The following is a 22628-nucleotide window of genomic DNA, read 5'->3' on the forward strand; positions in this document are numbered from 1 at the left end:
GGCAAAGAGGTTAGACGACGAAACGATTATGTTATGACAGGAAAGCAACTGCGCTGGGCTATACGTGAATACGTGCGCTTGATACATCTGCTCGGGAGGCCTCAATTATGAGGGGATCCCCCAGCGCACTTCTATGTCACTCCAGTTGAACCTGCCCGAGCAAAGCACACAAGTTTTGGTGTGGATGTCTGGTCTGCGAGTGCGTGTATGGCCTGCGTGTTAGGTACTTTTAAACTCTCCCACCTTGCTGGCCCAATGTTGCAAATGAGTTATTAAATGGTTAGTATCTTTCAATCTCAATTAAAGGTACTGGACAAGTACTCGTTTGAACAGGAATAAGGAACCGTGACTGTGAGGGACAGGCCGCACATGATAACCGGGGACGACTTGAAGAACATGCGTCTTCTGGCAGGAAAAACACAACAACAGATGGCTGACTTAGTGGGTATTTCTAGGGACACATATATCAACTATGAGAAAGAAGTCAGTAAAATCCCACTTGAGTACTTTATTGTCTGGAGCAAGGCATGTAAGATTGATTTTACGTCTATTTTTAGACAGTTAACCGATTGCAAATTTAGTGTAGAAGCAAAGGGTATTTTAAGAGCGAGACAGCGCACTAAGGGAATTGATAATGAAGAAAAATCCTAACCTTACTCTCAGAAAACGTAGCCTAAAAAAATTAACTGATGAGCAATCTAAGTCTATTGCTGGTGGTACCGGAACAGCTAAGCCAGGTGGACCGCACTATGCAAAGATAAGCCCTCCGCCTTTAACTACACAATGCAGTCTTTAAGGTAAAGAAATGAACGCATTTAACTTGCTCGTTGTCATTGTAGCAGCTGTCGCATTCACCGCTATACAGTATTTGGGTGCAAGCACCTATGTCTTGTCTATGCTTTGCTTAACGGCAGGCGTAATGATTATTAAGAAAGATAACGTCAATGTGACGCATGTTTGTGGGATAGTTTTTGCAACCGCTCTACTGGAATATGCGCTCGTTTTTATCGCCCCAATGAAAGGGGATATACCTATGGTATACTGGGGCACTTTCATCTTTGGTACACAAATTCTGATCTGCTACATAGCAATCAGAGTATTAGTTTTAAGAATCTACCTTTCCAGAAAATGGCTTACTAAATTCAATGTTAACAAAGTACATGAAGTGCACTTGACTCATGCTGAAGGTATTATCGCGGGCGTCTACCGTGTTATCACCATCGTAATGTGGCTTGCACTGGCCGAAAATATACTCCGGAATTTGGCACAGCTTGGGGTAGACAAAGAAATAGCCGATATTTTTTATAACTGGACCTTCATTTACTACAACTATGAACTATTTATCTATCCATTGAGAGCCATAATCTGCGGTCTTGTGCTTTCCCTGTTAATAGTTTCAAGTATAGACACTGAACGTTTAGAAAAGAATCAAACGTCTTAATACCTCAAGCGAGTATTGCAAAGATCCTTATAACTTATTGTCACAAGTCTCCACACGCTAGCCAAGCCAGACGATCGGGCTTGGTTAGCTCATAAATATTATTTCAGTTTTATCGGAGGTGCTTAAGGACACTCGCTCCGTAAGCGTGCAGTTAACTACACCTAAAAGCTAACATTCCAAGGCAGTAAACTGTCGATGTCGCGCTGTGGCTTAGCTAATTTATTTAAGCAATGCATCACGTTTTCTTGCAGAACACCCACCCTAAAATTCCACCCTAAAATTGTCGTGCAGATGGGGGGTGTCATACCACCCAAGTGAACAACTATTAATCTAGGGACAATTTTTTCTGAACATATCGTGTACTATGGCAGAGTCACACATGGTGTTGTTAGCTAATTAGCTTTTAGCGTAGTAAATTAAAACAATGCCGTACGTGTCCACCACATGACTTTAAATCTAATTTCTGGGGATACCTCAGAGTGAGGCGCAATGCGCCAGGGAAACAACACATTATGGAAAAAACATTATTCATTGTAGGTGCTTCCATTTTTGGCCTTCTGGGGTTGATCCACCTGATTTATACCTTCTTCTCTAAAAAGTTCGACCCCTACAACCTGGCTGTGAAAGAAGCCATGCTTAATACCTCTCCCAGAATCACAAGACAAACCAATATGTGGCAAGCCTGGGTCGGGTTTAACGCGAGTCATAGCCTTGGTGCGTTGTTATTTTCAGCCTTTTACATTCCTTTGTGTATCAGCCACTTCGATATTATCTCAGGCACAATATGGTTTTCAGTTTTGCCATCGTTTGTGAGTATTAGTTACTTACTACTGGCAGTAAAATACTGGTTTAAAGTACCTTTCACAGGTATTTTAATCGCTTCGGCTTGCTTTGTAGTCGCGGCATGGCTAATCAACACGTAACCAAGTAATGCAAAGGAGGAATACTATGTTTAAAGTCGGAATTGTTTTGTTTGACGATTTCACAGATGTGGACTTCTTTCTTATGTATGACTTGCTTGGCCGAGCAACCGATAGCTGGATGGTCAGCATACTTGGTACCAAGCCTGAGCATCACTCTCACCTTGGTATAAAAGTTGAAACGGACGGACACGTTTCAGAGGTGACGGATCAAGATGCCGTACTTATCACAAGTGGCAAGCGCGGTATCCCAGCTGCCTTGTTGGACACTGAATTAATGTCAGCATTGAATCTTGATCCAAATAAGCAACTCATTGGTTCGATTTGTGCGGGATCATTCATTCTACATGAACTTGGTTTACTAAAGGGCAAGCCTTTGACAACAAACCCAGCAGCTAAGACTGCCCTGCAAAGTTTGGGAGGCAATGTTCAGGACACACCACTCGTAATAGAAGGTAATATAGCAACTGCCGGTGGCTGTCTTTCGTTGATGTATTTAATTGGTTGGCTAACCGAGCGGTTGTTTGACTCAAACAAGCGAAAAGCCATACAAAATCAATTTATACCCGCTGGACAGCTAGCCTTGTTTGAAGCGCTGATAGCCACAACGATTCAATCGGCAGAGCTGGCGAATTCACACAATAACCACACCAAGCTTGTAAGTGAGTTTAGAACAGAGAACATGCAATTTAATTGAGAAAAACACTGAGTAATTACTCACTCAGTGTTTTCAATACCTGCCGTGCCCGGCGTTTTTTGGCCTTAAAAACAGGTAACAGGACAGCCACTACCAGCAAGCCTAACAGGCTATTGGGCAAAAATATCGAGCTCATCGCGTACTGAACCAGAATCAAAAACACAAGTGCCAGCGCAAATAGCAAAGTGGCTTTTATGCTTAGATCCCAGCGCCAGAGCTCCTGTCTGAGCAGCTGCTGATGCGCTTCCAGCGACTGTGAGAGCTGCTGATTTTTTAATATGCGTAAACTGGTCAAGCGACTTCTATTCACCAGTGCATACATGCTCGCGCCCCAAACGCAGCCAAAACCAAGCCAAAGTTGAGTGATTAAAGGTCCACTCTCCTGTAGTGCCTGTACAAACCAAGCGCTCACTAACAACATGATAAGTGTTTCAAGAGCGATACCAAAAAAGAGTCGAAGCTGCTGCTTTTTATGACGCTGAATGCACTTTTCCAATGCTGGTGGTGGGGATGCAGGCGTCGACTGCCAAAGCTGCGCCAAATCCGAAAAATCATGATTATCCATTAGTTTTTCTCCATTAATTGCTCTGTGAGTTGCGCTTTGGCACGATGCAGCCGGATCCCGACGTTAGCTTCGCTGATCCCCAGCACATCACTGATCTCAGCCGTATCAATTCCTTCCAGTTTTAGCATCATCACCTGCCTGTGACTCAAAGGCAGCTGCTGAATAGCCCTTTCCAGCCGCTGTTGTTGTTGCTGTTGCTGCATGTTTACTTCTGGTGAATCAGCGCTATGAGCCTGCACCTCAGCCAATTCATCTTCCTTTTGTCTGCTGTACTTGCGAATATGATCAACCGCTACATTGTGGATCACCCGATACACATAAGTGTTTAACTTACATTGCCCATCAAAGTTACCCAGCGCCCGCCAAAGCGCAAAGGCCATATCCTGAGACAACTCCTCACACAACGCCGAGCGCTGCTCATAACCCTTCGCCGCACGCCTGATCTGCGGCCAAAACGTCTCAACAATGTGCGACCTGTCCAGCTCCTTGATGTGCTCAGTCACTGATACTGCTCCACTCACTATAAACTTACCTATACTAGTCGATATGATCTGACATTTATTACAGCCAGCCGGTTTTTAAAAACAGTACCCTGGCAAACATCAACTCCAATCACTTTACTGAACAGGGCCAGATTGCGAACAGATGTTCCCAGCACACAGTCAGATACAAGGCAAAAAACAGCATTTTAAGACTTTTCATAACGATTCCTGATATTGATTATGCTCTGTTAGTCGGCGCAGGTTTACCTTTATTACAGACAATTCGAATTGTTTTCATTCTCAGCCATTAGAAAACTAGAAGAAAAATTAAAACTACTTAAAAATCATAGTAATAAAAAAAAAGTTCCAGAATAGATAAAACATTTGTAAAAACGACCCGCGTGCTGCGACTAACCCCAACGAAACACAAATTCACTCACATAATATTAAGGAGATACTTATGCTGACCATATTAAAAGCAAATAAAAAACGTGCCTTAATCACCATTTGGACAAGCGTTGCTCTGGGCTGGATAGTGATGCTTTCGGTCCTGTTTATCAGTGATGTCCAAGCAGTCAGGCTCGCAGCGGTGACAAGCGTTGCGTTGGCGACAGAGGCGGCTATCTGGCTGAGTGCCTTATTAATGGGTCTGGCTCTGGCACAAGGCAGAAAGGCCATAGTAAGAAATGTGCTACGACTTATTAAAAAACGCTAATCAGTCATCACAGATGACCTATCAACAGGAAAAAACAATGCAAATACCAGAAAGAATAAATAAAAGCCAAACCCAGCTGCTTGCGATTGTGTGGTTAGTTACCGTACTTTGTCTGATCAATATGGCGCTGATCCTCGCATTTACCCCATTTATGATTTTTAAATTCAGTGCAACATTGTTGGCTGTTGGGGCCACTGAGTTGGCCATAGGCATGACCAAACGTTCAGTCACATCAAAGCGCCTTGACGCCTTTTTGGGTATCTGAATATCAGGTGAGTTAAGGTTGCCTGCTAAACAACAAGTTCACCCCAGATACCGCCAGAAATGCCGCGCATGCCCGGTTGAAACGTTTCACCATGTGCGGCTTAGAAAACCATTGCCTCAGATATAAGCCAAACAGGGCATAGATAGAAATAGCGCATAACTCAAGTACCAGGAAAGCGCAGCCTAAAGAGAACAGCTGCTCTCGTACATTTCATGTATTATCAACAAATTGAGGTAAAAATGCGGTAAAAATCAAAATCGCTTTTGGGTTACCCGCCGCCAGCAGGAACTCTTGTCTTGCCAGTCCAAAGCGACTCTTTTCCCGACTCACTTCAGCCAACGGACTGACTTCTGATCGCCAAAGTGCAACGGCAAGCCAGAGCAAATAAGCGGCCCCCGCCACTTTAATGGTAAAGAACAGGGTTTCAGAAGCATACAAAACCACGGCCAGACCAGACGCCACCAGAGCTATCATGATTGCAAAAGCGGCTATCCGTCCACCACCTGCAATAACCGCTGTTCTGAACCCGTAGCAACGCGCATTATTCATACTCAATAAATTATTAGGGCCTGGCGCCATATTGAGGGCAAAACAGGCAGGAATAAAGAATAGTAGCTGCCACAATGTCATGTTATCTCCTTGATTGGATGTACAGATGGGGGAAGTCTCACCTCTGCCTTTTTGCCTCTGATACCTTCTTTTTAACTGCCAGACGTATCCAATACGCAAGCGCTACATTGATTGTCTGTTATCCATTAAGTGAAGATGTTTCACGATTGTATAAACCAACTTGCATTGTCAGATATAGTGATACACGCCCGACTTAATATTAAGCCAATTTGTATGATTGACCCACGGAAGCCGTGTCCACCCAATCTAAAAAGTGCGCAACCTGTGCACTGCCCTCTGCAGGCGCCCACTGGGCAAAATCACTTGTTACTGAAGGCGTGTATGGACCTTCTTTGACTTCAAAAATAACGGCATGGTCAGTTATTGGGTATACCATATGCCATGTATCGGGCTGGACTTCAATTCCGCTGAGGGCATCGTCCGGGCTCAGTACAAACTTTTCCAGTATTACGCCTTCACTATTGAAGACAACAAACATAACACTGCCTCTGAGTGCCAGTAATAGCTCCCACTTATTGCATTGAGGGTGATGATGTGGACGAACGTAAGTGCCTTTTTTCAATGCAATTGCTAATCTTTGCACAGGCTCATCCAAAGCCTGATGTAAATTATAATGACTGCGTTTTCTGGGGCTTTCATTAGCCTTGAGAATTAATTGTTCACAAAACGCATTATCTAATCTTATACTCATATCTAGTTCTATTTAAATCATAATCTTAAAATGAAATTATGGCGCATTTATATGCCCGTTCGACATAATGAACTGACAGCGACTTGGTCCTTACACCTGGTTACTCGCGATACAAAGTAGTGAGCACTTCATCCACCGAGTGTGCAACCACTGGAATATGCTCTTGTTCATACTCAAGGTAAATGAGATCCAGTTGTGAAAAGTTCGCACGTTCAAGCCAGTAGTCGAATTTACGCACATAAACGACATTGCCTACCCTGCCATTAGCGCCAACCAAAATGGTGCGACTCTTTAATGCCTGACCTAACGCCCGCCTGTCATCAACCAGCTGTGAGGTCAACTCGGTATGTGCCCAGAAACTACCATCAAATGACACATGGCGCTGAAAAAATGGCTGCTGAGGATCATCCATCAGCAAAACCAGACCCACGAATAGCCCTGTATAAGAGTGGCCCATAATAGTCCGATCCGATTGGTTGACTGGATATTGGGTTTCTATATATGGCGCGAGTTCTTTACTAATAAAAGCAAAGTAATCTTCTGCCAGAGGCCACTGTGAGTAGCGTTCGCGATGCTGATAGCCTTCATCGACGTAATTTTCTACACCGACCAGTATCACTTCCATCTCGTTTTTATCCAGGCTATCGGCAATTGTTTCAAAACGCCATTCAGCGTCTAACGAGTAAATGACAGGATACGTTTTGTTCGCGGTACGATTTTGCGGCAGGTAAATTTTTAATGGATACGACACCCCTGTATAGGTCGAGGAAATCGCTTCAAGTTGCAGTCGCTCGCCGGGTGCAAAAGGTTGAGTTACCTGATCAGACTGGTCCTGCGGTGTCACGCCAGAATCCGAGCTGCCGCCACAGGCAACCAAAGCCATTGCCAAACTACAAAGGAAAATACGTATAACAATTTTAAAGTGAGAATACATCAAACAAAGTACCCTGTGTCTAGTTTCTTGCCAGAAAGAATATATAGTATCTCAATCGTGACTGAGTTGCTTTCGCAAAGTTGTACTTAGGCGTGCAGTACATTAACGACGAAGTGTCAGTAAGCCATCGCTAAGCAGGCTTACTGGCTTACTGGTTTACTGGTTTACTGGCAGGCTAAAGCAGCTCTAAAGTGACCTGCATACTACCGCGGTTATTCGACTCATAACCAATAGCACCACATACTAAAGTGCCAACGTAATCCTGCGTTTTGTCGCTTTTTGGCTGCTCGCTACTATCAGTACTCTCGGTACTCTCAGTATTTGCTGAAATGTCTTTGTTTTGTGCAGCAATAGTAATTGCTGGTGTTTTTGTTCCTGTTACGGAAACTTCAATTAACTTCAGTGATTGAATATTGAAAAAGTGATTGCTTGTCATAAAGCCATGTAATGCATACTTTGCGATAGCCGTGTTTTGGCCATAAAAGTCAGCTCCCTCCGAGACGGCAACCGTCACATACGCCCGAATGATTGCAGGGGTGTTTTTAAGCAACATGTGGGATAGACGCAATGCTGTCAGCTCTGTACTTACGTCCCCTACAAAACCTTTCGTAAAAGAGTTACGCCCATTTTGAATAATAAAATCTGGCAAGAATTGCTCAGCATTAAAGTAAGGCACATCCTGGATATTGATCACACCCATGTTATCCGAGCGTGCAAGCTGCTTTATTGGAACCCTGCCCTCCCCTTTGTTTGAAATAGCAACGTTAAGCTGGTCAACCGTCATCCCCTCAGCGGGAATGCTACCGCTGCTATCGTCGAGTACAATCAATGCTTCGTCTCTTTCCAAGTTTGGACCCACCTGATCAATATTGATATCCAGGTCAACATTTTCAAACTTGCCACTTGTGCCTGACCCCCTGTAAAACCGAATCGGTCCGTTAAGTTCGCCGATACTCGCTTTGATGGCAATATTGTTCAATTTCGCCGCGACATCAGGATTGTGGCCTCCAGACAGCATGATATTGCCGCTGGATGGCAGGCACATTTGTGCATGTGCCACAATCCTAACCGTGTCTACACCATACAAAAACGCCAGTCTTCTCACTTTATTGACAGAATAAGAGCCTGAGAATCTATCTCCGTTGTAGCCCAGATTTACCCCATAATAGACATTATCTCCGGTACAGCTGCCTATGAATGAAATATCACATGCTCTGGCATTTTCCGGGTTTGACGAGTGACAGGTCAGCAATGACTGGCCTGAAATGACATGGAATGGACCGATATTATAATTATTGGTATGCTTGTTTACATTCTTGATAAATAGCGGAATGACCCCCCGGGATGTCCCTTCGGCTTCATACGATACGTCTTCAAATATATAGTTTAAAAAACTACCTGAGCAATCTAAAAACTCAAATAAAGCCGTCGAGTTCGACTCTGAACTATACTGCATTCGACATTTTAAACCTGCTCCCTGCCAGTCAATGTGTACGTTCTTGCTAAGGACAATATGGCTTGCATTTAAGCTAAGCTCACCAAACCAGTAACAGGCATTTGGCTTGCCATATATACGAGTCCCTTCAGGTAGTGCCTCTAAAGCAGCAATGATGGCTGCCGTATCATCTGTCGGGTTCGGGTTTACTGCTCCATTTTCCAAATAAAAATCCCCGGCAGCGCCAAAGTCTTCAAAGTACCATATTCCTGCGTTGCCACTAGACTCTGGGAGCGCACCAGCAGCCAGTGAAGAATTAGCCAACAGCCCAGTACCAACACACGCCAGAATGCTGCCTGTCAGGAAGCCACGTCTGCTTGTTTGGTTATTACACTGGTTGGTTTCGTTAAGTAGATTGTTCATTTTATTCGTTGTGTCCATAAAGTTGCGTCCTTTTTAAAGTGGATATTTATTGAAGATCTGCACACCGTGCCGAAAGGTGCCTCGTCGAGAGCGTAAAGCAATTATTTTGTTGTACGCAACGTCTTTCAAGCAGCCAATGGGGAAGTCTTTTCACATTGGCATCATTTTGGCTTGTGACTATCGCCTTTTCCCTTGAAAAAATCGCTTTTTCCCGACATCATAATTTACTTTTAAAATTACCTAAAAAAGAACCATGACAACCTCTACTCCCTTTATGTCGAAACTGACGGCACTCGTTGAAGCCCAATGGTTTCAAAACTTTTTGATTGCAGTCATTTTATTTAATGCCATGACCTTAGGTCTGGAGACCACTCAGTTTGGTAAAGACAATGCCACCATCCTGCATAAAATCGATTTTGTCATTCTGATGATTTTTACCATAGAGCTTGTGCTTAAGCTGGTGGTATATCGCCTTAAATTTTTCAAGTCGGGCTGGAACTGGTTTGACCTGATTATTGTGGCCGTTTCCTGGGTACCCTCCAGTGGCCCGCTATCGGTATTGCGTGCTTTCCGTATTCTGCGGGTTTTGCGGTTGTTTTCTATTGTTCCACAAATGCGGCGGGTTATTGGTGCACTGGGCCACTCACTACCGGGTATGGCGTCGGTCATCGGCGTACTGGGTATCGTGTTCTATGTCTCTGCGGTACTAACGACTAAACTATTTGGCCAGCACCCGGATCCCAATATGCAAGAATGGTTTGGCAGCATCGGCGCATCCGCGTATACCCTGTTCCAGGTCATGACTTTAGAGAGCTGGTCTATGGGCATAGTGCGCCCGACGATGGAGCTGTTTCCGCAATCCTGGTTGTTCTTCGTGCCCTTTATCATTATTACCAGCTTTGCAGTACTGAACCTCTTTATCGGTATCATAGTTGACGCTATGCAAGTGATGCATGAAGAAGAAGGTAAACCAGATCAAGTTTTGGCAACCCGCGAAGACATTGAGCGAGTCGAAGCCAAGTTAGACGCGCTGTTAAAACAGCAAAAGGACTAACCATTTAGACAATTTGCCGCTTTGGTGACATCAACCCATAGCGGCAAGCCATTGCCACTTTTATCGATCTTCCACTCTATCCATACCCATAAAAACCTAGTTTCTGCACGGCAGCAGCTTCATTACGCACTTTAATTTATGGTATGCAACTTGCGTTACCTGAACAGGTAGTACAAGTGCCGGAACACTTGTCGTTAACTCAAACTTTATCAAAGGAGCTGAACATGCAAGTTACATCCAACCCGTATCAGGTGAACAACGCATATCAGAAACCCACTAAAGCGACACAAAATACAGATTATGTACAACAGCAATCCGAGCAACAGCCAGAGCAGGTAAATGCACCAAACAATGGCTTCGATGTACGCGGACAGGTCAACCTGGTCTATTTGCTCAAGCCAGAAGACATTACCAAGCTTTCAGATGAACACAATTTTCTGGCCGATTTTAATATCACTCAAAGAAGCCCGGAAGAACTAGAACAGCAATATACCCAAAAGGGCCTGCAACGAGATGTGGGTACCATTATCTTTGTGGAAGGCAAAGCGGTCGCGTCACAAAACTATGACGGCGCCATATACGGTCAGGGTCCTATGGCCGATATTTTCAAACAGGCCGGTCAAGATCCAGAAAAAATAAAACAACTCGTTGCCCAACACTTCCCCGATGCCCGCGTCGAATTTTACGCCGAGGGCAAAGGACCAACCAATGCCGAAGTGTTTGAGCTACGCTATGGCGAAACCTATGAAGACTTTGTGCGTGAGCAGGTGCAAAGCCATCGTGACCAGTATCTGACGGACCAAATTGCAGCCGAAGAACACTATCGCAGAAAGCTGATGTTTGAACAAACGCCACAGACCAGTGTGTTCAGCGTTGATGGCCAGGTTGTGGCAAGCAGAGATGAAAAAGGCTTTGTCGACGCAGGCCAACCCCTGCTAAACGTAGCGGATACAAGAGGTATAGAAAGAGAAGTACTTAAAGAGCTATTCAGGTACTCGCCTGAACGCTCACCTGAAGACTATCAAGCCCTGTTGCACGAAGTATTTGGTGAAGGGGTTGAACTTACAAGCTATAGTACAGCACAGGCCCCTACCAGAGCAGAAGTGTATAAACTGGCTGAAACAGGCTAAATACCTCCGAACACTTCCGGTTATTAATTACACCGATATCGGACATTTATCACACAACAAATCATATTAACTGTTATGCTTCCTCAGATAAACAGTCCAGATAATACTCACTCCCCTTCTGGTCCTTACTCATTCCCGGACAACAAACGTTCGGGAATCGCCAAAAAACCTTCCCCCTATGGTTAACACATACCAAATGCGACTAGATATGAAAACCTCACTGCTAGCTCGACAAATACAGGCAGCATTGATGCCAGCAGATTTGTTATGTTTTCATGACTCGAAAGTCAGGCAGTGACCTTGCAGACCCGTCCCCGGCCTACTTCTCACTTCCTATCTCTATACGGTACCGAGTATAATTCGACGTAACAGTCTTATATTCATAAAACTTGGAAACTCCATGAAAAAGCTCTCTAAAGTCCAGCAAAAACAGCAGGCGTTGGTGCTCAGCGTTGCCGATGCAATCGAAGAACAAGCGCGTACGCAAATCCCCGGAATGGTGCAGTGCTGGTTTGATGTGGAATATCACTTGTTCCCGGGTTCACTGCTGCTGTGCTTTCAGTTTGAAGAGCAAGCCGCACTGGATGCTGCCAAACCAGACTTATTAAAGTGGCAAAAGCGCCTGAGCGCCGCAATGCTGAAAAAAGGAGTGATCCTCAAAGATATGCGTAAACACTTAACCTTTACTTTAGACGGGCCAGAAGACTAAATTTTGAAGTTATAAAAGGCAGGTTGGAATGACAGGAGCAAGGTCAATGCTTGTCCATGCTCCCTTTTTCAAATTTTATTTTTGTTCGCACTGATCTTGATGACCACCAGTATGACATCCGCGCATTGTTCTGCAATAACCCGTTGCACCTGCCACGTGCAAGGTTTGGTTTTTATCTAGCGCACTATCTTGAGAAAGTTTCTTCAATTTTGATTTGTTAAGTGACAACTTCATAATATTTCCTTTAGTTTAGGTTTGTGAACACTCACACCAATAATGACCCCGTATTAGGTAAATGTCAACTTAGTGCGATTTTTCTTTGTCAGGTCGTAACAAATAAGACCCCGTAGAATATACAAACCGAAGCAATATCAATACTCGATGCAACAGCCATAGAAGTGGCCTAAACTTGGAGAACGGTGGTCTTTTGGAATATGTTGATGCGACTTCCAGCCCTATTACTTTGCCTCCTTTGTACTGGCCAAAATCCTGCTCACACTCAACCACTGCTGATCAATAGCCCTGACTGGCGTCCTTATTTTACTTATGATGATACCGCCACAGGTTATGCCAAAGAGTTACTCAAGTACCTATTAGAAGATAATGGTTACGCCTACCATTTTGTTCCGTTACCCATAAAGCGCGGGAATCAATATATTAAAATGGGCAAACTGGATGTGTCGGTATTGTCGTATCGCCCCGAGCGCGCCCAGTTTGTGAGTTATGCTGATTTTCCTTTGTTTAGTGTTTCACTTAGGTTTGTTTCACGACCGGAACACGCTCACATCCAGCATGTAAACGACATTTCTCCATTGCGATTTGAGTTTGTTCGAGGCGTTTCATACACAAAAGAGATCAGAGAAACAGCCAATGCACTTGAAAGGGATGTGTATACCTCAGTGACCCTAGAACATGCCCTGAAAAAGATCATTGCAAACAGAAGTGATATTACCGCAGCTTCAACACATACCTTGATCTCGGAGTTAAAAGCACTTGGATATCCGGATACGCTCACGATAGGCGCTTATGTCATCCAAGAAAAGGCCTATTATATTACTGTGTCGAAGCAATCTAAGGTGCTTCCCGACCCTGCAACCTTTTTTGAAAAGATGCAAGCGTCACTCAATAAAGCCAGACAAGAAGGCGTAATTGATAGGCTATCAGCCAAGTATGAGCTTAATCTGGATAACTTAAGTCACTGAAAATGCAATACCGACATTAACCACCCACACTGGCTGGCACAAAATCGTCCACATGATACAATCGCCTGCCAGATATTTTGGTAGCTACGCTGCCTGTGTTAAGCGTCCCCGGTAGCCTCGCTGCCGTATATTGAGAGTGAAAAGTATGAGTGAATCGTTTGCCGCGATTGGCCTGGTCAACCCTAAGTCGCCAACTAACGTGGGGGGCGTGTTAAGAGCTGCGGGTTGCTATAATGCACAAGCAGTTTATTTTAACGGTAATCGCTACGCAAAGGCCGCCAAGTACCATACTGACACCAAAAATATCGCCGATAATATTCCAATTCAACAGGTTGATGATCTCACTAGCTTAAAAGTACCAGGCCGCGCGCTTATCTGTATCGAGCTGGTGGAAGGTGCAACACCACTGCCGCAATTTACTCACCCCGATAATGCAATATACGTTTTTGGACCCGAAGATGGTAGCCTGCCACAAGAGATTGTGGATGCCGCTGATGCCGTGGTATATGTGCCAACGACCGGCTGCATGAATCTCGCCGCGACGGTTAATGTGCTGCTTTATGACCGTATGGCAAAACGCGCAACTGAATTTGATGCAGGCCAGATCCTATCCAGTAGGGACACCAATAATCGCCTGGTAGTGGGATAAATTTACCGGCTGACAGATGTGATGTAAGCGGTCTGCATGGATTTTATAACTCTGACGAACTTGACACATGCGAGTACGCTTGGTATCGCCATTATGGGCAGAAAATATAGCAGGCGCTTTCTATTTTGCTGCGAGAGTGGTGAATGTGAGTACTAAAGCCGCTCAGGCTGCGGCTTTACTTGCTGTGGCAGGCCGGGCACGTTGTTGCTGTGTGCCCGCTCTTGAGGTTCCTTTATGCGCACCGCTAATCTTTGTGAAAACCAGAACTGAATAACGAATCAGTATAGTGTTGCTCCCACAATTTATTACTGAAGCGATTGTCTGGGTCTATTTTCTTTTTCAAAGCAAAAAATGCGTTTGCTTTTGGGTAAGCGGCATGAAATTGCTCACTGGTTGCGTGTAATTGATATGGCAGATAATAAGTGCCACCTTCAGAAACAACCGCGTCAATCATTTCTCGGCTCCACGCCCTGACAGCTTGCTTGTCTTGTTCCGACGTACCCTGGCGGTAATACACAACAAATGCAAACACTTCCTCTTTGGCCCATGCTAATAAAGAGCCAGTATCAGGTAGTGCATGACGAATGGAGACATTGAGCACATTTACTTCATGCTTTTTAAATATATCTGCCATTTTCTTGGAAAAATGATCAAATCGTTCAACAGGTACAAAATATTCGCGTAGCACGTACGTAGACTCTGTTCTGCTTTTAGGTTCTAATTCTCTGACGCTATAGCTGGCTTCATAATTTCGCCACTGCACAGCATCGGATGAATACAAAATAGGTTCAAACACATGCTGCCTCACCCATTTCCCAAAGTTTGAATCTGCGACAAACTGAGTTGCTTTGGGTTGCCACCAGTACTCTGTACCTTTGGGAATAAGTCTTTCTGTCACGGTGAGTGGCTTATCGGTTTTGACCCAGTTCACACTATTCACATGAGTGTAATGTGGTGGATAAATATCTGCATTATGAAAAACGATATGTGAATTATCCCTGACGGTGTTTTGAAAAAACGCACTGTACTCGTCAATACGCATATAAGCCGTTTCCCGGGCCACTTTAGTGTTTGGTACAAGATCCAACGTCGCCTCCACAATCACACCTAATCCACCATAACCACCTATTACTCCGTAAAAGATTTCTGAATCTTGTACAGGAGAAGCGGTCACAACTCGCCCGTCAGCCAGCACTAGTTTGAGTGACTTAACCGACCGTATAATGGGCCCTTCTCCCATATAACGACCATGTACATTCACACTCAGCGAGCCCCCAACAGTAAAATTTGAATATGACTGCATAATTTTGATCGAGAGATCTTCAGGGTCAATGATGTCCTGAATGTCACGCCAGCGCATACCGCTTTGAACCGTAATTTCTTTTTGTTCAGGGCTAAATGAGACAACCTGATTAAACTGCCTCATATCAAGGTGCAAATGACCATCAAGCGCGACCTGCCCACCCTGGCTGTACCGTCCTCCACCTATAGATATCTTGCCTTTTGTCGTGCTTATCGCTTTTTGAATATCCTCAATTGATGTAGGCGCAACGACTTTTGATACTTCAATTGGGTTAAGCTGAGTTATGTCGTTCACTATATTGGCACGTTCGGGAGTGCTGTCTTGTTGTGGCGAAAAGTCCAGCAGACTATAGGCTACGAATAATAAAATGGTGCTGAACAGCGCAGATAATATAATTGCACCGTATTTCAAGATGTGCTTTCCTGAGACTTGCATGGGTTCCCTTTTATGATTGTTTATCAACAGGAAGGTTACCACTTTGCAGGCAGCGTACAAAAATAAAAATGTAAGCGCAGATGATATAATTCAGGTGAAAGGCGCTAATAATCAAAGTGTTATACTCAGCATGCTGTGTTCTCAACGCTCTAAGGGAAAACATGTTAAGTGCTTGCTTTCATCGGGCTCAGTTTAAAGTAACCTTAAAAAACAAGGGTAAAGACATGACGGACGATTCAAAGCCAAGTCCCTGACCTTTCTTTTTCACTTTGCAATGAAAGGCGAACAGACAAGGAGCAAACAAATCTCAGGATCTGAGTCGTACAGTCCCCTACTCCCTCGCCAGCTCGCAAAATATAACGTAAAATAGCGTATTACATTTCTGTATTTATCCAGATATAGCTTTACGCTTGATAAGTACACATTCCCTACTCAGGCATGCTATTTTGCCGATTGAGTAATTCCTGCTTGAAGGCAACTATGAAGAAAACATTTGAACTAACTCACCCTAAAATCAAACTTGCACGACGCGTTGACGCTGTAAAGCATGAGCTTAAAAAATACCTCAAGCGCGAGCGTAACAAGACGTTGCCCGCAGGTGCCGATTATTGGGACTTTGACTGCCAGTTTGGTAACACAGAAGCAGAAGCTGAACCCGTGCATGTCTCACAACTGAACAAGTTGATCGACAAGACGCAAGAAGAAAACCTCACTTCTTTCTATGTGGAAATTCTGGCAAAACCAGCCGTCAGACAAGCGCATAATTCGTCTGACGATGAATCAGAGGATTACTAAACCTAGTCTCTGGTTTATCTATACTGATCCAAGGTCTGTCTTGCTGACTCTTCAGCAAGACAGTTCAGCATTAAGCCTTTGCACAATCAAAGACAGCGATTGTGACTATGCTACATACCCGGCCTTTGTCGCATATAAAAACCGGATCCAACCCAAAAGCACTGAGAAGCACGCAAGTTGCTTAGTACCATTCAAAGAGTTGTTTTTGCTTATCACCATTCAAAACGTCTTCACAATGATATGAGCGATACGCCTTGTTATAAAAAATAACATTACGGATCTCCTGGGCTATACAATCAGTCTCATACCCCGTTTTATTATAATTACTAAATACCATCACGGCCTGTTTGCGATCCAGCAATCTTGAAAAACTCGTCACCCAGGAATAAGGGTAATTACCTGAATAACTTACGAACTTTTCATATCCTTTCAGTTTCTTCATATCATCAGGTGAAATAGGCGTATCTGGACAGTCCAATTCCTCTGTATAAGTTTTAGGGATGTAATTAACAAACCAGCCGTAGCCAAAATACTCGCACTGAGACACACTATCAGGTTGTGGATCCTGAGGCTCATCGCCATCCTGAGCAGCCTGACACTCCTTGTCATCCTGAGCTTCATTGTCCGCCTTTTGGTAAGGCGTAAACGCGATATCTTGCTGCTTTCGCTTAAGAATTAAACCGTCGCGCAACCCCTTATCCCAGCGATGCATATCCTTAACAGTGGAATACATGCTGCCCGCAGAATACAACACCATTGGGTTGCTATAAGGGCTTTCTAAGATATCTTGATAAGGTTCTGGTCCGTCAGTGACAGGTAAACGGCCAGCAGCGACAGGCAAGAATTGATTGCCTTTATAAACATAGCCAGTCGTCATTTTTTCATAGACGCCAACCGCATTAAATGTGCCGCTGTCGTGCATTTTCAGTTTGTCTAGTATCTTCCGCTTCAAAATGTTGCCAAAGTAATACTTAGAGGGAATGTCACCTTGCTTTTTAGCGTTGAGCTGCTCAATAATATTACCAAGGAGATAATAATTGCAGTTGCTATATTCAAACTTCGAGCCGGGTGTAAAACTGGGGACGCCCCCTTGTTTTTCACAGGTACAAAAACGATTACTGAACGCCTCAGGTCCATTCAAATTTAGGCCAGGCTCTCCCGGGTAAGGCCGAACTCCCCAGTTCAAATAGACTTCCGGATTATCGCTATAGTTATCTATGCCTGACGACATAGTCAATAAATTGTGAAGCGTCACATCCTTGCATGCATTGTTTGGAAACCAAGATAAATAATCACCGATGGTCTTTGTTTTAATCTTTTTCTGAGAAAGTGCTTTTTGCAACAGCGCCGCCGTAAATTCTTTGGTATTTGAGCCAATGCGATATTTGGTGTCTGACGTATTTAAGCCAACTTGATACTTTGCACCCAAAGTGTTTGGATCAATATTATGCAGCTCTGCAATTTTCTTAAATTGCGTATGGCTTGGAATATTTCTTGGCCCACAATTCGCCTCGTACATAACATCATCACCCGAGGTGACATAGACAGTGCCAAAAAACGACGTATCACAGTAATCTGCCAGTATTTGCTTAAACAAATCCACTTTTTTCGGCCCAATTGTATAGTCCTGGGCAACGCTTTCTTTAAAACACGCACTCAGAAACACACATGAGCAACACAACAGTATGACTCTTAATCGAGGTTGATAGCGCTGATACATTTTATTTCCTTAAAGATGTTTAGATAACTTGCCAACCTCTCAACTACTAACAAAATGAATGGGGAATCACAGCTCACGACGCAGCCTGTAAGTGCCTTCACACTTATTTTATAAGGATATTATTGGTTTCATGGAGGGGCAATTACAGCTGGATTACAGGCAGCCTGCCTCAGGTTGAGATATTTAATGTTACTGTATCAACTGCACGCACACCGTCACTAACAACATCACAAGGGCTCATTGAGAACGACCAAAATCTGAAAGAAAAAACTGGCCCATCCAACGCTAAAAAAACTACATCACGGTAGCCAGTTTATTCAATTCATTCTAATCCTCAGCGCTTAAAATTATGAGCAATACATTTATGCTGGTAACGGCCTGGCCTAACCATGTAATCAAAGAGGAGCTCTCCATGAAATCAGAACTTAAGCTGGCGTTTCAATACGAAATGGCTGCCGCCAAAAAGCTTTATCAGCAAGCCGACTACAGCAAGAGCTTTTATCACTTAGAAAGAGCACACATACTGGGACAATCTTTTACGATCCCTCACACTCAGTCGCACTGGTGGATGCTCAAAATAGGCTATCAGAGAAGTAACCTCAGGGAAGTATTAGGGCAAGTTGCCCGGATCTTTGCCTCAATTATCTTCTCCCGAGTTTGGGTGCCAAAAGGTAATACAGGTGGGACCAATGTAAGCCCCGTTAAGCCAATGCCAATACCTGACGATTTAGCAAAATACTTGAAATAGGTCGAATGAAATGACCAACAGACATAATGCACAATGAAGATTTCGATAGAAACTCCATTTAGTCTGTGGGGAAATATGGCAAGATAGAGTAAATGTGTTGCCTCATATTTGCCGTTTAGGGCACAACAAATTGTCAGGCGCTTTAAGCAGTGCGCCACTCGATAAAAGCAGTTAAGACAATCTCAGAGACTATTTCAGTGATAACGCCCAATGTATGGATAAACACAGGCCTTGTGCTCATTTACGGCTCACAAATAGATGCCGACTATCATGAACATGTTGCGATTCAGGTGATTTGGCCATCCAGGGATTCTGTCTGTGAATTAAATGGAGAGCCTGTCCAAAGTTTAACAGTGATCGCTTCCAGGCAAAGGCATTGTCTTAAGATATCCAAAGGATGGATATTATTAGTCGAACCAAATAGCCAGCTGGGAGAGCAGCTGGAAGCAAAATTACAGGGTCAACCCATTGTTTCTTTTGAGCTTAGTGCTGATAATAAAGCGCACAGCCCCGTTGACAAAAAAAGCGCATTTAAACGCCTTAACCCCCTGTTCGAATCGATGTCTATTGCGCAAACATTGTTAAACTTGAATCAAAGCTCTGTCACTGATGAGCGTATTCAGAAATTACTCAAAGATCTGGATGGGTGTTTTGTAGCTGATTGTATTAAACCAGCGCACTGGCGTGCAGCCGACGTCGCCCAAACACTCAACCTGTCAAAAAGTCGATTTCTTCACCTGTTCAGAGATCAGGTTGGCATAGCGTGGCGCCCTTTTTTGTTATGGCGAAGATTGATTTGTGCACTACAAACACTCATTAGTGGAAGGTCAGCAACAGAAGCAGCATATCTTGCAGGGTTTGCAGATAGCGCACACCTTAGCCGTACTTTTCGCAGCACATTTGGTATGAATATCATGCAAGCAAAAAATCTGCTTAAGTGACCACTGCAAATCTGTTGAATGTTACGGCTGTGACGCCTGTTTGAACGTTTTCACGCCCCCAGTCAAAACTTACAAGTCCGTCATAACAGGGGCCAAAAGTACTGGATGTCCTTTATATCAAACCCAGGCAATGTTGAGTACGCCCCTTCAGTTGCCTGTAAAAAATTGACACTCCTGTTGATGGCCTCCCTTGCGAATGAGAAAGACCCACTAAAAGTCAGTGACTTAAATTAAAATCATGACGACTCATAAATTTGGTTTGAAAAATGCATTGGAAAATTAAATGCAAATTTAAGAACGTCACTAATATGAACAAAAGCGCTAATACAGTTTACGTGTTGAGTGGGTACGCCAAATGCTCGACCACTCAACAGGGCAAGTATAAATTAGGCAACAAGCACTCTATCGGTCTGCTTACAACCGATAAAAATTATCAAGAGAACATCGGTCAGCTCAAGACTTTCATTAAAGACTTAGGCTGGGAATCTGTCATGTTTTGCATGGTTGAAGAGGTCGATGATATTAACACTCTATCTAATGATGTTTTGATATCCAGTTTTCTTCGCGCTCAGAAAAATGGCCAGTCATTGGTGGTTAATGATCACCCTATTAGCGTGCATTAAGGTAAAAAGTGCTTGTTTAGACAGAGGTGGATAATCCGTGCACCAGGAAATGCAGATGCCCTGCCCACAGAACTTACATTGCTATAAGTACCAATGATTTATCTGGAATAACTTCATCAGGCTGAAAACTCAACGGTAATGTGCTTTCTCTTGATGTTATATAAGGCTGTGATATCGTTTGTATGCTTAGGGATGGTATCCAAAATAAAGATCCACCCCTATCGCCTATTAACCCACTAAATCATGAGCGCTCTGTAGTACCCTCAGATTGAACATTGTGGCACGCCTGCAGGCTATTAGTCTCATTCGCAACAACACTTGAAGGATAGTGTATAATCCACTTTCTTAAGTTCTTCAAAATAGTATAGTCACAACTACGTGCTATGACATTGCCACGAATAAACCGAGTTCTATTTCCCGATTTTATTTTAATTGTTTGTTGAACAGACATATTTGCATGAGCACCAACAAGATCATCATGCAGACTCTTAATTGCACGATTTAACATAGCAGACAACTTTGATTTTAGTTGCTGTTGGTTGGCTCCCTGACGAATTTGTCGGATCACCTCATCGCTAAACGGTTCCGCGTGAACTTCGATGATATTCTGATACCGCTTGGCGCCTTTTTTGGTTTTACCTGGGGCATCAATCCACGACACCAGCTTAAGTGAAACGTGCGACAAATCGCCACTGACAAAGAAAATGGGTTTAACATTCACTGAGTTAAAATCACCAACGTCACTGCTGACAACTTTCTCCAAATAGTCAGAGCTAAGTAAATTGCCAATACTGACCTCGCCTATTGTGTCCTTGAAGGGCTGTATTTCTTTATTGGCGGCAGTTTGCTGCTGTGAAAGTTTATTTTCTTGCAATGAACTATTAATTGCTGCATGCGCAAAAACCTGTGCTAAAGCAGAGGCAGGCGTCCCCGCAGCGTATAGCATCGACCCTTGCTCTATAGAACGGTTATTAGAATAACGGCCTCGAATATCTGCGCTCATCTCAGGGTTTAGCAGCAATCTCACATCATGCTTGGCTATATAATTGCCTTTGTTGAGCTCTACCGCCGCTACATAGTCGTCTCGTTTTGCTGACTTACAGCCACTAAGGGCTGTAAGTCCTAGTGCTAAAACGATACAAAGTTTCGCACTATTTTTCATCATAAAAAGATGTTACCAAGACTTAATTTTACCTTTTCAACAGCTTGATAGTATGCGTTTGTCACGCCAGGAAACTGCTGCTTAGGTTCGTCCCATTCTCCTTCAACCAGGACCTTTCTATTAAATCGCTGGAACTGAAGATATTGATTCGTTTCAAGGTCAATGGAGTAGATAACACCCGAGACATAGCCCTGCGGATCGGTTACTGGCACATAAGCGGAGTACATTCTGTGTGCACCATGTGCATGAATATTTAGCATCACAAGAACGTCAATATTAAGTTCACTTTTAAGTGATCGGAAGTCTTTTTTCGCAAAACCAAGTTCACCTTTGAACTTTTTCAGTTTGCTCAGTTTGTCTTTAGAAAGCTCTACAAACTCAACATGTTGCGTCTTTGACTTATAACCATCATAAACAACCTGCTTTGCAGACTCGATATCAGATGTCGGCAGGCTTTCTAAATGGCTGCTCAAAGAAGAGTTCGCAGCTACTGCAACGCCGTAACAAAGCAAGCAGTCTGCACCTTGGATACTGGTCGTAGCTGGCTTAATCTCGTTGATATATATACCAACGCGCATATTTTCATTAAGAAGCTCAGGCTTAAGTCTAACTGCAGGTTGAGGAGTAGATTTACACCCTGCTAAAAATACTGTCAGGAGTACAATTAAAATGGAAAGCTGTTTCATTAATTTCAAACCCATAATTTAGAGAGGCGGCAATATACGAGTTTGAAGGCTAAGATTCAACCACAATTGTAAAAATATGTATAATTTCATATACACATTCTTACACTGCAAGGGACTAAAAAGCTCAAGCTATTCAGGCGCTTAATAAAAGTACGCAATTATGATTATAAGCTTCAGATATTTAGGCTAAATGAAGATGTGTTAAATCAGAGTTTATAAGTAGTTTTAAAGAAGAATATTGATGATGTGTTTTAGGTGTGAGGTAAAGCTAAT

Annotated in this window: 27 protein-coding genes; 16 read left to right on the plus strand and 11 right to left on the minus strand. The window is 43.5% G+C overall.

The genetic code is table 11. The features are described from left to right. Positions 1-396 precede the first annotated feature (396 nt). From NH568_RS14535 to NH568_RS14550, 5 genes are all read left to right on the plus strand, one after another. Positions 397-651, plus strand: coding sequence for a helix-turn-helix transcriptional regulator (locus NH568_RS14535; RefSeq protein WP_253048612.1), 255 nt, complete (start codon positions 397-399; stop codon positions 649-651). Then, positions 635-796 (plus strand): class I lanthipeptide, encoded by a 162-nt coding sequence (locus tag NH568_RS24210; protein WP_366041403.1) that lies wholly within the window; start codon positions 635-637, stop codon positions 794-796. The genes NH568_RS14535 and NH568_RS24210 overlap by 17 nt, the downstream gene beginning before the upstream one ends. Before the next feature lie 9 nt (positions 797-805). Further along, positions 806-1441: a hypothetical protein gene (locus NH568_RS14540; RefSeq protein WP_253048382.1), complete on the plus strand. Its 636-nt coding sequence runs from the start codon at positions 806-808 to the stop codon at positions 1439-1441. 512 nt (positions 1442-1953) lie between these two features. After that, positions 1954-2364: a hypothetical protein gene (locus tag NH568_RS14545; RefSeq protein ID WP_253048383.1), complete on the plus strand. Its 411-nt coding sequence runs from the start codon at positions 1954-1956 to the stop codon at positions 2362-2364. 25 nt (positions 2365-2389) lie between these two features. Then, positions 2390-3058: a DJ-1/PfpI family protein gene (locus NH568_RS14550; protein WP_253048384.1), complete on the plus strand. Its 669-nt coding sequence runs from the start codon at positions 2390-2392 to the stop codon at positions 3056-3058. A 16-nt stretch (positions 3059-3074) separates the two neighbouring features. Here NH568_RS14550 and NH568_RS14555 read toward each other — a convergent pair whose 3' ends face one another. Further along, a complete protein-coding gene (locus NH568_RS14555) occupies positions 3075-3623 on the minus strand; it encodes a hypothetical protein (protein ID WP_253048385.1) in 549 nt (182 codons plus the stop codon). Next, a complete protein-coding gene (locus NH568_RS14560; protein ID WP_253048386.1) occupies positions 3623-4144 on the minus strand; it encodes a sigma-70 family RNA polymerase sigma factor in 522 nt (173 codons plus the stop codon). The genes NH568_RS14555 and NH568_RS14560 overlap by 1 nt, the downstream gene beginning before the upstream one ends. A gap of 421 nt (positions 4145-4565) precedes the next feature. Between NH568_RS14560 and NH568_RS14565 the strand changes: the two genes are divergently transcribed. Further along, positions 4566-4820 carry a hypothetical protein gene (locus NH568_RS14565; RefSeq protein ID WP_253048387.1) on the plus strand — a complete coding sequence of 85 codons (255 nt, stop codon included), beginning with the start codon at positions 4566-4568 and terminating at the stop codon, positions 4818-4820. Positions 4821-4857: 37 nt separating this feature from the next. Next, entirely contained in the window at positions 4858-5085 is a 228-nt protein-coding gene (locus NH568_RS14570; protein ID WP_253048388.1) for a hypothetical protein, read from the plus strand. Positions 5086-5295: 210 nt separating this feature from the next. On the opposite strand, the gene NH568_RS14575 is transcribed toward NH568_RS14570, so the two are convergent. The 4 genes from NH568_RS14575 to NH568_RS14590 all read right to left on the minus strand — a co-directional run bounded on the left by NH568_RS14575 (position 5296) and on the right by NH568_RS14590 (position 9216). Then, a complete protein-coding gene (locus tag NH568_RS14575) occupies positions 5296-5715 on the minus strand; it encodes a LysE family translocator (RefSeq protein ID WP_253048389.1) in 420 nt (139 codons plus the stop codon). 199 nt (positions 5716-5914) lie between these two features. Further along, the gene (locus NH568_RS14580; protein ID WP_253048390.1) at positions 5915-6406 is read right to left on the minus strand and encodes a WbuC family cupin fold metalloprotein; all 492 of its coding nucleotides are present in this window, start codon (positions 6404-6406) and stop codon (positions 5915-5917) included. A gap of 100 nt (positions 6407-6506) precedes the next feature. Beyond that, positions 6507-7289 (minus strand): alpha/beta hydrolase-fold protein, encoded by a 783-nt coding sequence (locus NH568_RS14585; RefSeq protein ID WP_253048391.1) that lies wholly within the window; start codon positions 7287-7289, stop codon positions 6507-6509. Positions 7290-7515: 226 nt separating this feature from the next. After that, entirely contained in the window at positions 7516-9216 is a 1701-nt protein-coding gene (locus NH568_RS14590; RefSeq protein WP_253048392.1) for a hypothetical protein, read from the minus strand. 235 nt (positions 9217-9451) lie between these two features. On the opposite strand from NH568_RS14590, the gene NH568_RS14595 reads away from it, so the two are divergent. The 3 genes from NH568_RS14595 (at position 9452) to NH568_RS14605 (ending at position 12091) form a co-directional block, all read left to right on the plus strand. Further along, positions 9452-10252 carry an ion transporter gene (locus tag NH568_RS14595; RefSeq protein WP_253048393.1) on the plus strand — a complete coding sequence of 267 codons (801 nt, stop codon included), beginning with the start codon at positions 9452-9454 and terminating at the stop codon, positions 10250-10252. Positions 10253-10476: 224 nt separating this feature from the next. Next, the gene (locus NH568_RS14600) at positions 10477-11382 is read left to right on the plus strand and encodes a hypothetical protein (protein WP_253048394.1); all 906 of its coding nucleotides are present in this window, start codon (positions 10477-10479) and stop codon (positions 11380-11382) included. Between the two features lie 400 nt (positions 11383-11782). Beyond that, positions 11783-12091 (plus strand): hypothetical protein, encoded by a 309-nt coding sequence (locus tag NH568_RS14605; RefSeq protein ID WP_253048395.1) that lies wholly within the window; start codon positions 11783-11785, stop codon positions 12089-12091. A 75-nt stretch (positions 12092-12166) separates the two neighbouring features. Here NH568_RS14605 and NH568_RS14610 read toward each other — a convergent pair whose 3' ends face one another. Continuing rightward, complete coding sequence (locus tag NH568_RS14610) at positions 12167-12325, minus strand: hypothetical protein (RefSeq protein ID WP_253048396.1); 159 nt, start codon at positions 12323-12325, stop codon at positions 12167-12169. A 206-nt stretch (positions 12326-12531) separates the two neighbouring features. Here NH568_RS14610 and NH568_RS14615 point away from each other — a divergent pair, with 206 nt between their 5' ends. Beyond that, positions 12532-13293, plus strand: coding sequence for a transporter substrate-binding domain-containing protein (locus NH568_RS14615; protein WP_253048397.1), 762 nt, complete (start codon positions 12532-12534; stop codon positions 13291-13293). A gap of 145 nt (positions 13294-13438) precedes the next feature. Then, positions 13439-13942 carry an RNA methyltransferase gene (locus tag NH568_RS14620; RefSeq protein ID WP_253048398.1) on the plus strand — a complete coding sequence of 168 codons (504 nt, stop codon included), beginning with the start codon at positions 13439-13441 and terminating at the stop codon, positions 13940-13942. A gap of 244 nt (positions 13943-14186) precedes the next feature. Here the strand turns inward: NH568_RS14620 and NH568_RS14625 are convergent, their stop codons facing one another. Beyond that, positions 14187-15656 (minus strand): FAD-binding oxidoreductase, encoded by a 1470-nt coding sequence (locus NH568_RS14625; protein WP_253048399.1) that lies wholly within the window; start codon positions 15654-15656, stop codon positions 14187-14189. 504 nt (positions 15657-16160) lie between these two features. Here NH568_RS14625 and NH568_RS14630 point away from each other — a divergent pair. After that, a complete protein-coding gene (locus tag NH568_RS14630) occupies positions 16161-16475 on the plus strand; it encodes a DUF6172 family protein (protein WP_054015421.1) in 315 nt (104 codons plus the stop codon). Positions 16476-16656: 181 nt separating this feature from the next. Here the strand turns inward: NH568_RS14630 and NH568_RS14635 are convergent, their stop codons facing one another. After that, positions 16657-18141 (minus strand): serine hydrolase domain-containing protein, encoded by a 1485-nt coding sequence (locus NH568_RS14635; RefSeq protein ID WP_253048400.1) that lies wholly within the window; start codon positions 18139-18141, stop codon positions 16657-16659. Positions 18142-18607: 466 nt separating this feature from the next. Between NH568_RS14635 and NH568_RS14640 the strand changes: the two genes are divergently transcribed. The 3 genes from NH568_RS14640 to NH568_RS14650 all read left to right on the plus strand — a co-directional run bounded on the left by NH568_RS14640 (position 18608) and on the right by NH568_RS14650 (position 20507). Then, positions 18608-18943 carry a DUF3703 domain-containing protein gene (locus tag NH568_RS14640; RefSeq protein ID WP_253048401.1) on the plus strand — a complete coding sequence of 112 codons (336 nt, stop codon included), beginning with the start codon at positions 18608-18610 and terminating at the stop codon, positions 18941-18943. A gap of 149 nt (positions 18944-19092) precedes the next feature. Continuing rightward, positions 19093-19884: a helix-turn-helix domain-containing protein gene (locus tag NH568_RS24215; RefSeq protein WP_253048402.1), complete on the plus strand. Its 792-nt coding sequence runs from the start codon at positions 19093-19095 to the stop codon at positions 19882-19884. A gap of 308 nt (positions 19885-20192) precedes the next feature. Then, positions 20193-20507, plus strand: a complete 315-nt coding sequence (locus NH568_RS14650) for a hypothetical protein (protein WP_253048403.1) — start codon at positions 20193-20195, stop codon at positions 20505-20507. 241 nt (positions 20508-20748) lie between these two features. Here NH568_RS14650 and NH568_RS14655 read toward each other — a convergent pair whose 3' ends face one another. Continuing rightward, on the minus strand, positions 20749-21672 hold the full coding sequence (locus NH568_RS14655; RefSeq protein ID WP_253048404.1) for a hypothetical protein: 924 nt from the start codon (positions 21670-21672) through the stop codon (positions 20749-20751). Beyond that, the gene (locus tag NH568_RS14660; RefSeq protein WP_253048405.1) at positions 21669-22355 is read right to left on the minus strand and encodes a hypothetical protein; all 687 of its coding nucleotides are present in this window, start codon (positions 22353-22355) and stop codon (positions 21669-21671) included. The genes NH568_RS14655 and NH568_RS14660 overlap by 4 nt, the downstream gene beginning before the upstream one ends. Positions 22356-22628: the final 273 nt, after the last annotated feature.

This window comes from Pseudoalteromonas sp. XMcav2-N, from assembly GCF_024124545.1.
In the GTDB taxonomy this organism is placed as follows: domain Bacteria; phylum Pseudomonadota; class Gammaproteobacteria; order Enterobacterales; family Alteromonadaceae; genus Pseudoalteromonas.

What these genes read in the sequence shown, in the direction of transcription:
- NH568_RS14535 (WP_253048612.1), top strand. Translation starts at nt 397, where the DNA reads ATGCGTCTTCTGGCAGGAAAAACACAACAACAGATGGCTGACTTAGTG.
- NH568_RS24210 (WP_366041403.1), top strand. Translation starts at nt 635, where the DNA reads ATGAAGAAAAATCCTAACCTTACTCTCAGAAAACGTAGCCTAAAAAAA.
- NH568_RS14540 (WP_253048382.1), top strand. Translation starts at nt 806, where the DNA reads ATGAACGCATTTAACTTGCTCGTTGTCATTGTAGCAGCTGTCGCATTC.
- NH568_RS14545 (WP_253048383.1), top strand. Translation starts at nt 1,954, where the DNA reads ATGGAAAAAACATTATTCATTGTAGGTGCTTCCATTTTTGGCCTTCTG.
- NH568_RS14550 (WP_253048384.1), top strand. Translation starts at nt 2,390, where the DNA reads ATGTTTAAAGTCGGAATTGTTTTGTTTGACGATTTCACAGATGTGGAC.
- NH568_RS14555 (WP_253048385.1), bottom strand. Translation starts at nt 3,623, where the DNA reads ATGGATAATCATGATTTTTCGGATTTGGCGCAGCTTTGGCAGTCGACG.
- NH568_RS14565 (WP_253048387.1), top strand. Translation starts at nt 4,566, where the DNA reads ATGCTGACCATATTAAAAGCAAATAAAAAACGTGCCTTAATCACCATT.
- NH568_RS14570 (WP_253048388.1), top strand. Translation starts at nt 4,858, where the DNA reads ATGCAAATACCAGAAAGAATAAATAAAAGCCAAACCCAGCTGCTTGCG.
- NH568_RS14575 (WP_253048389.1), bottom strand. Translation starts at nt 5,715, where the DNA reads ATGACATTGTGGCAGCTACTATTCTTTATTCCTGCCTGTTTTGCCCTC.
- NH568_RS14580 (WP_253048390.1), bottom strand. Translation starts at nt 6,406, where the DNA reads ATGAGTATAAGATTAGATAATGCGTTTTGTGAACAATTAATTCTCAAG.
- NH568_RS14585 (WP_253048391.1), bottom strand. Translation starts at nt 7,289, where the DNA reads ATGGCTTTGGTTGCCTGTGGCGGCAGCTCGGATTCTGGCGTGACACCG.
- NH568_RS14590 (WP_253048392.1), bottom strand. Translation starts at nt 9,216, where the DNA reads ATGGACACAACGAATAAAATGAACAATCTACTTAACGAAACCAACCAG.
- NH568_RS14595 (WP_253048393.1), top strand. Translation starts at nt 9,452, where the DNA reads ATGACAACCTCTACTCCCTTTATGTCGAAACTGACGGCACTCGTTGAA.
- NH568_RS14600 (WP_253048394.1), top strand. Translation starts at nt 10,477, where the DNA reads ATGCAAGTTACATCCAACCCGTATCAGGTGAACAACGCATATCAGAAA.
- NH568_RS14605 (WP_253048395.1), top strand. Translation starts at nt 11,783, where the DNA reads ATGAAAAAGCTCTCTAAAGTCCAGCAAAAACAGCAGGCGTTGGTGCTC.
- NH568_RS14610 (WP_253048396.1), bottom strand. Translation starts at nt 12,325, where the DNA reads ATGAAGTTGTCACTTAACAAATCAAAATTGAAGAAACTTTCTCAAGAT.
- NH568_RS14615 (WP_253048397.1), top strand. Translation starts at nt 12,532, where the DNA reads ATGCGACTTCCAGCCCTATTACTTTGCCTCCTTTGTACTGGCCAAAAT.
- NH568_RS14620 (WP_253048398.1), top strand. Translation starts at nt 13,439, where the DNA reads ATGAGTGAATCGTTTGCCGCGATTGGCCTGGTCAACCCTAAGTCGCCA.
- NH568_RS14630 (WP_054015421.1), top strand. Translation starts at nt 16,161, where the DNA reads ATGAAGAAAACATTTGAACTAACTCACCCTAAAATCAAACTTGCACGA.
- NH568_RS14640 (WP_253048401.1), top strand. Translation starts at nt 18,608, where the DNA reads ATGAAATCAGAACTTAAGCTGGCGTTTCAATACGAAATGGCTGCCGCC.
- NH568_RS14650 (WP_253048403.1), top strand. Translation starts at nt 20,193, where the DNA reads ATGAACAAAAGCGCTAATACAGTTTACGTGTTGAGTGGGTACGCCAAA.
- NH568_RS14655 (WP_253048404.1), bottom strand. Translation starts at nt 21,672, where the DNA reads ATGATGAAAAATAGTGCGAAACTTTGTATCGTTTTAGCACTAGGACTT.
- NH568_RS14660 (WP_253048405.1), bottom strand. Translation starts at nt 22,355, where the DNA reads ATGAAACAGCTTTCCATTTTAATTGTACTCCTGACAGTATTTTTAGCA.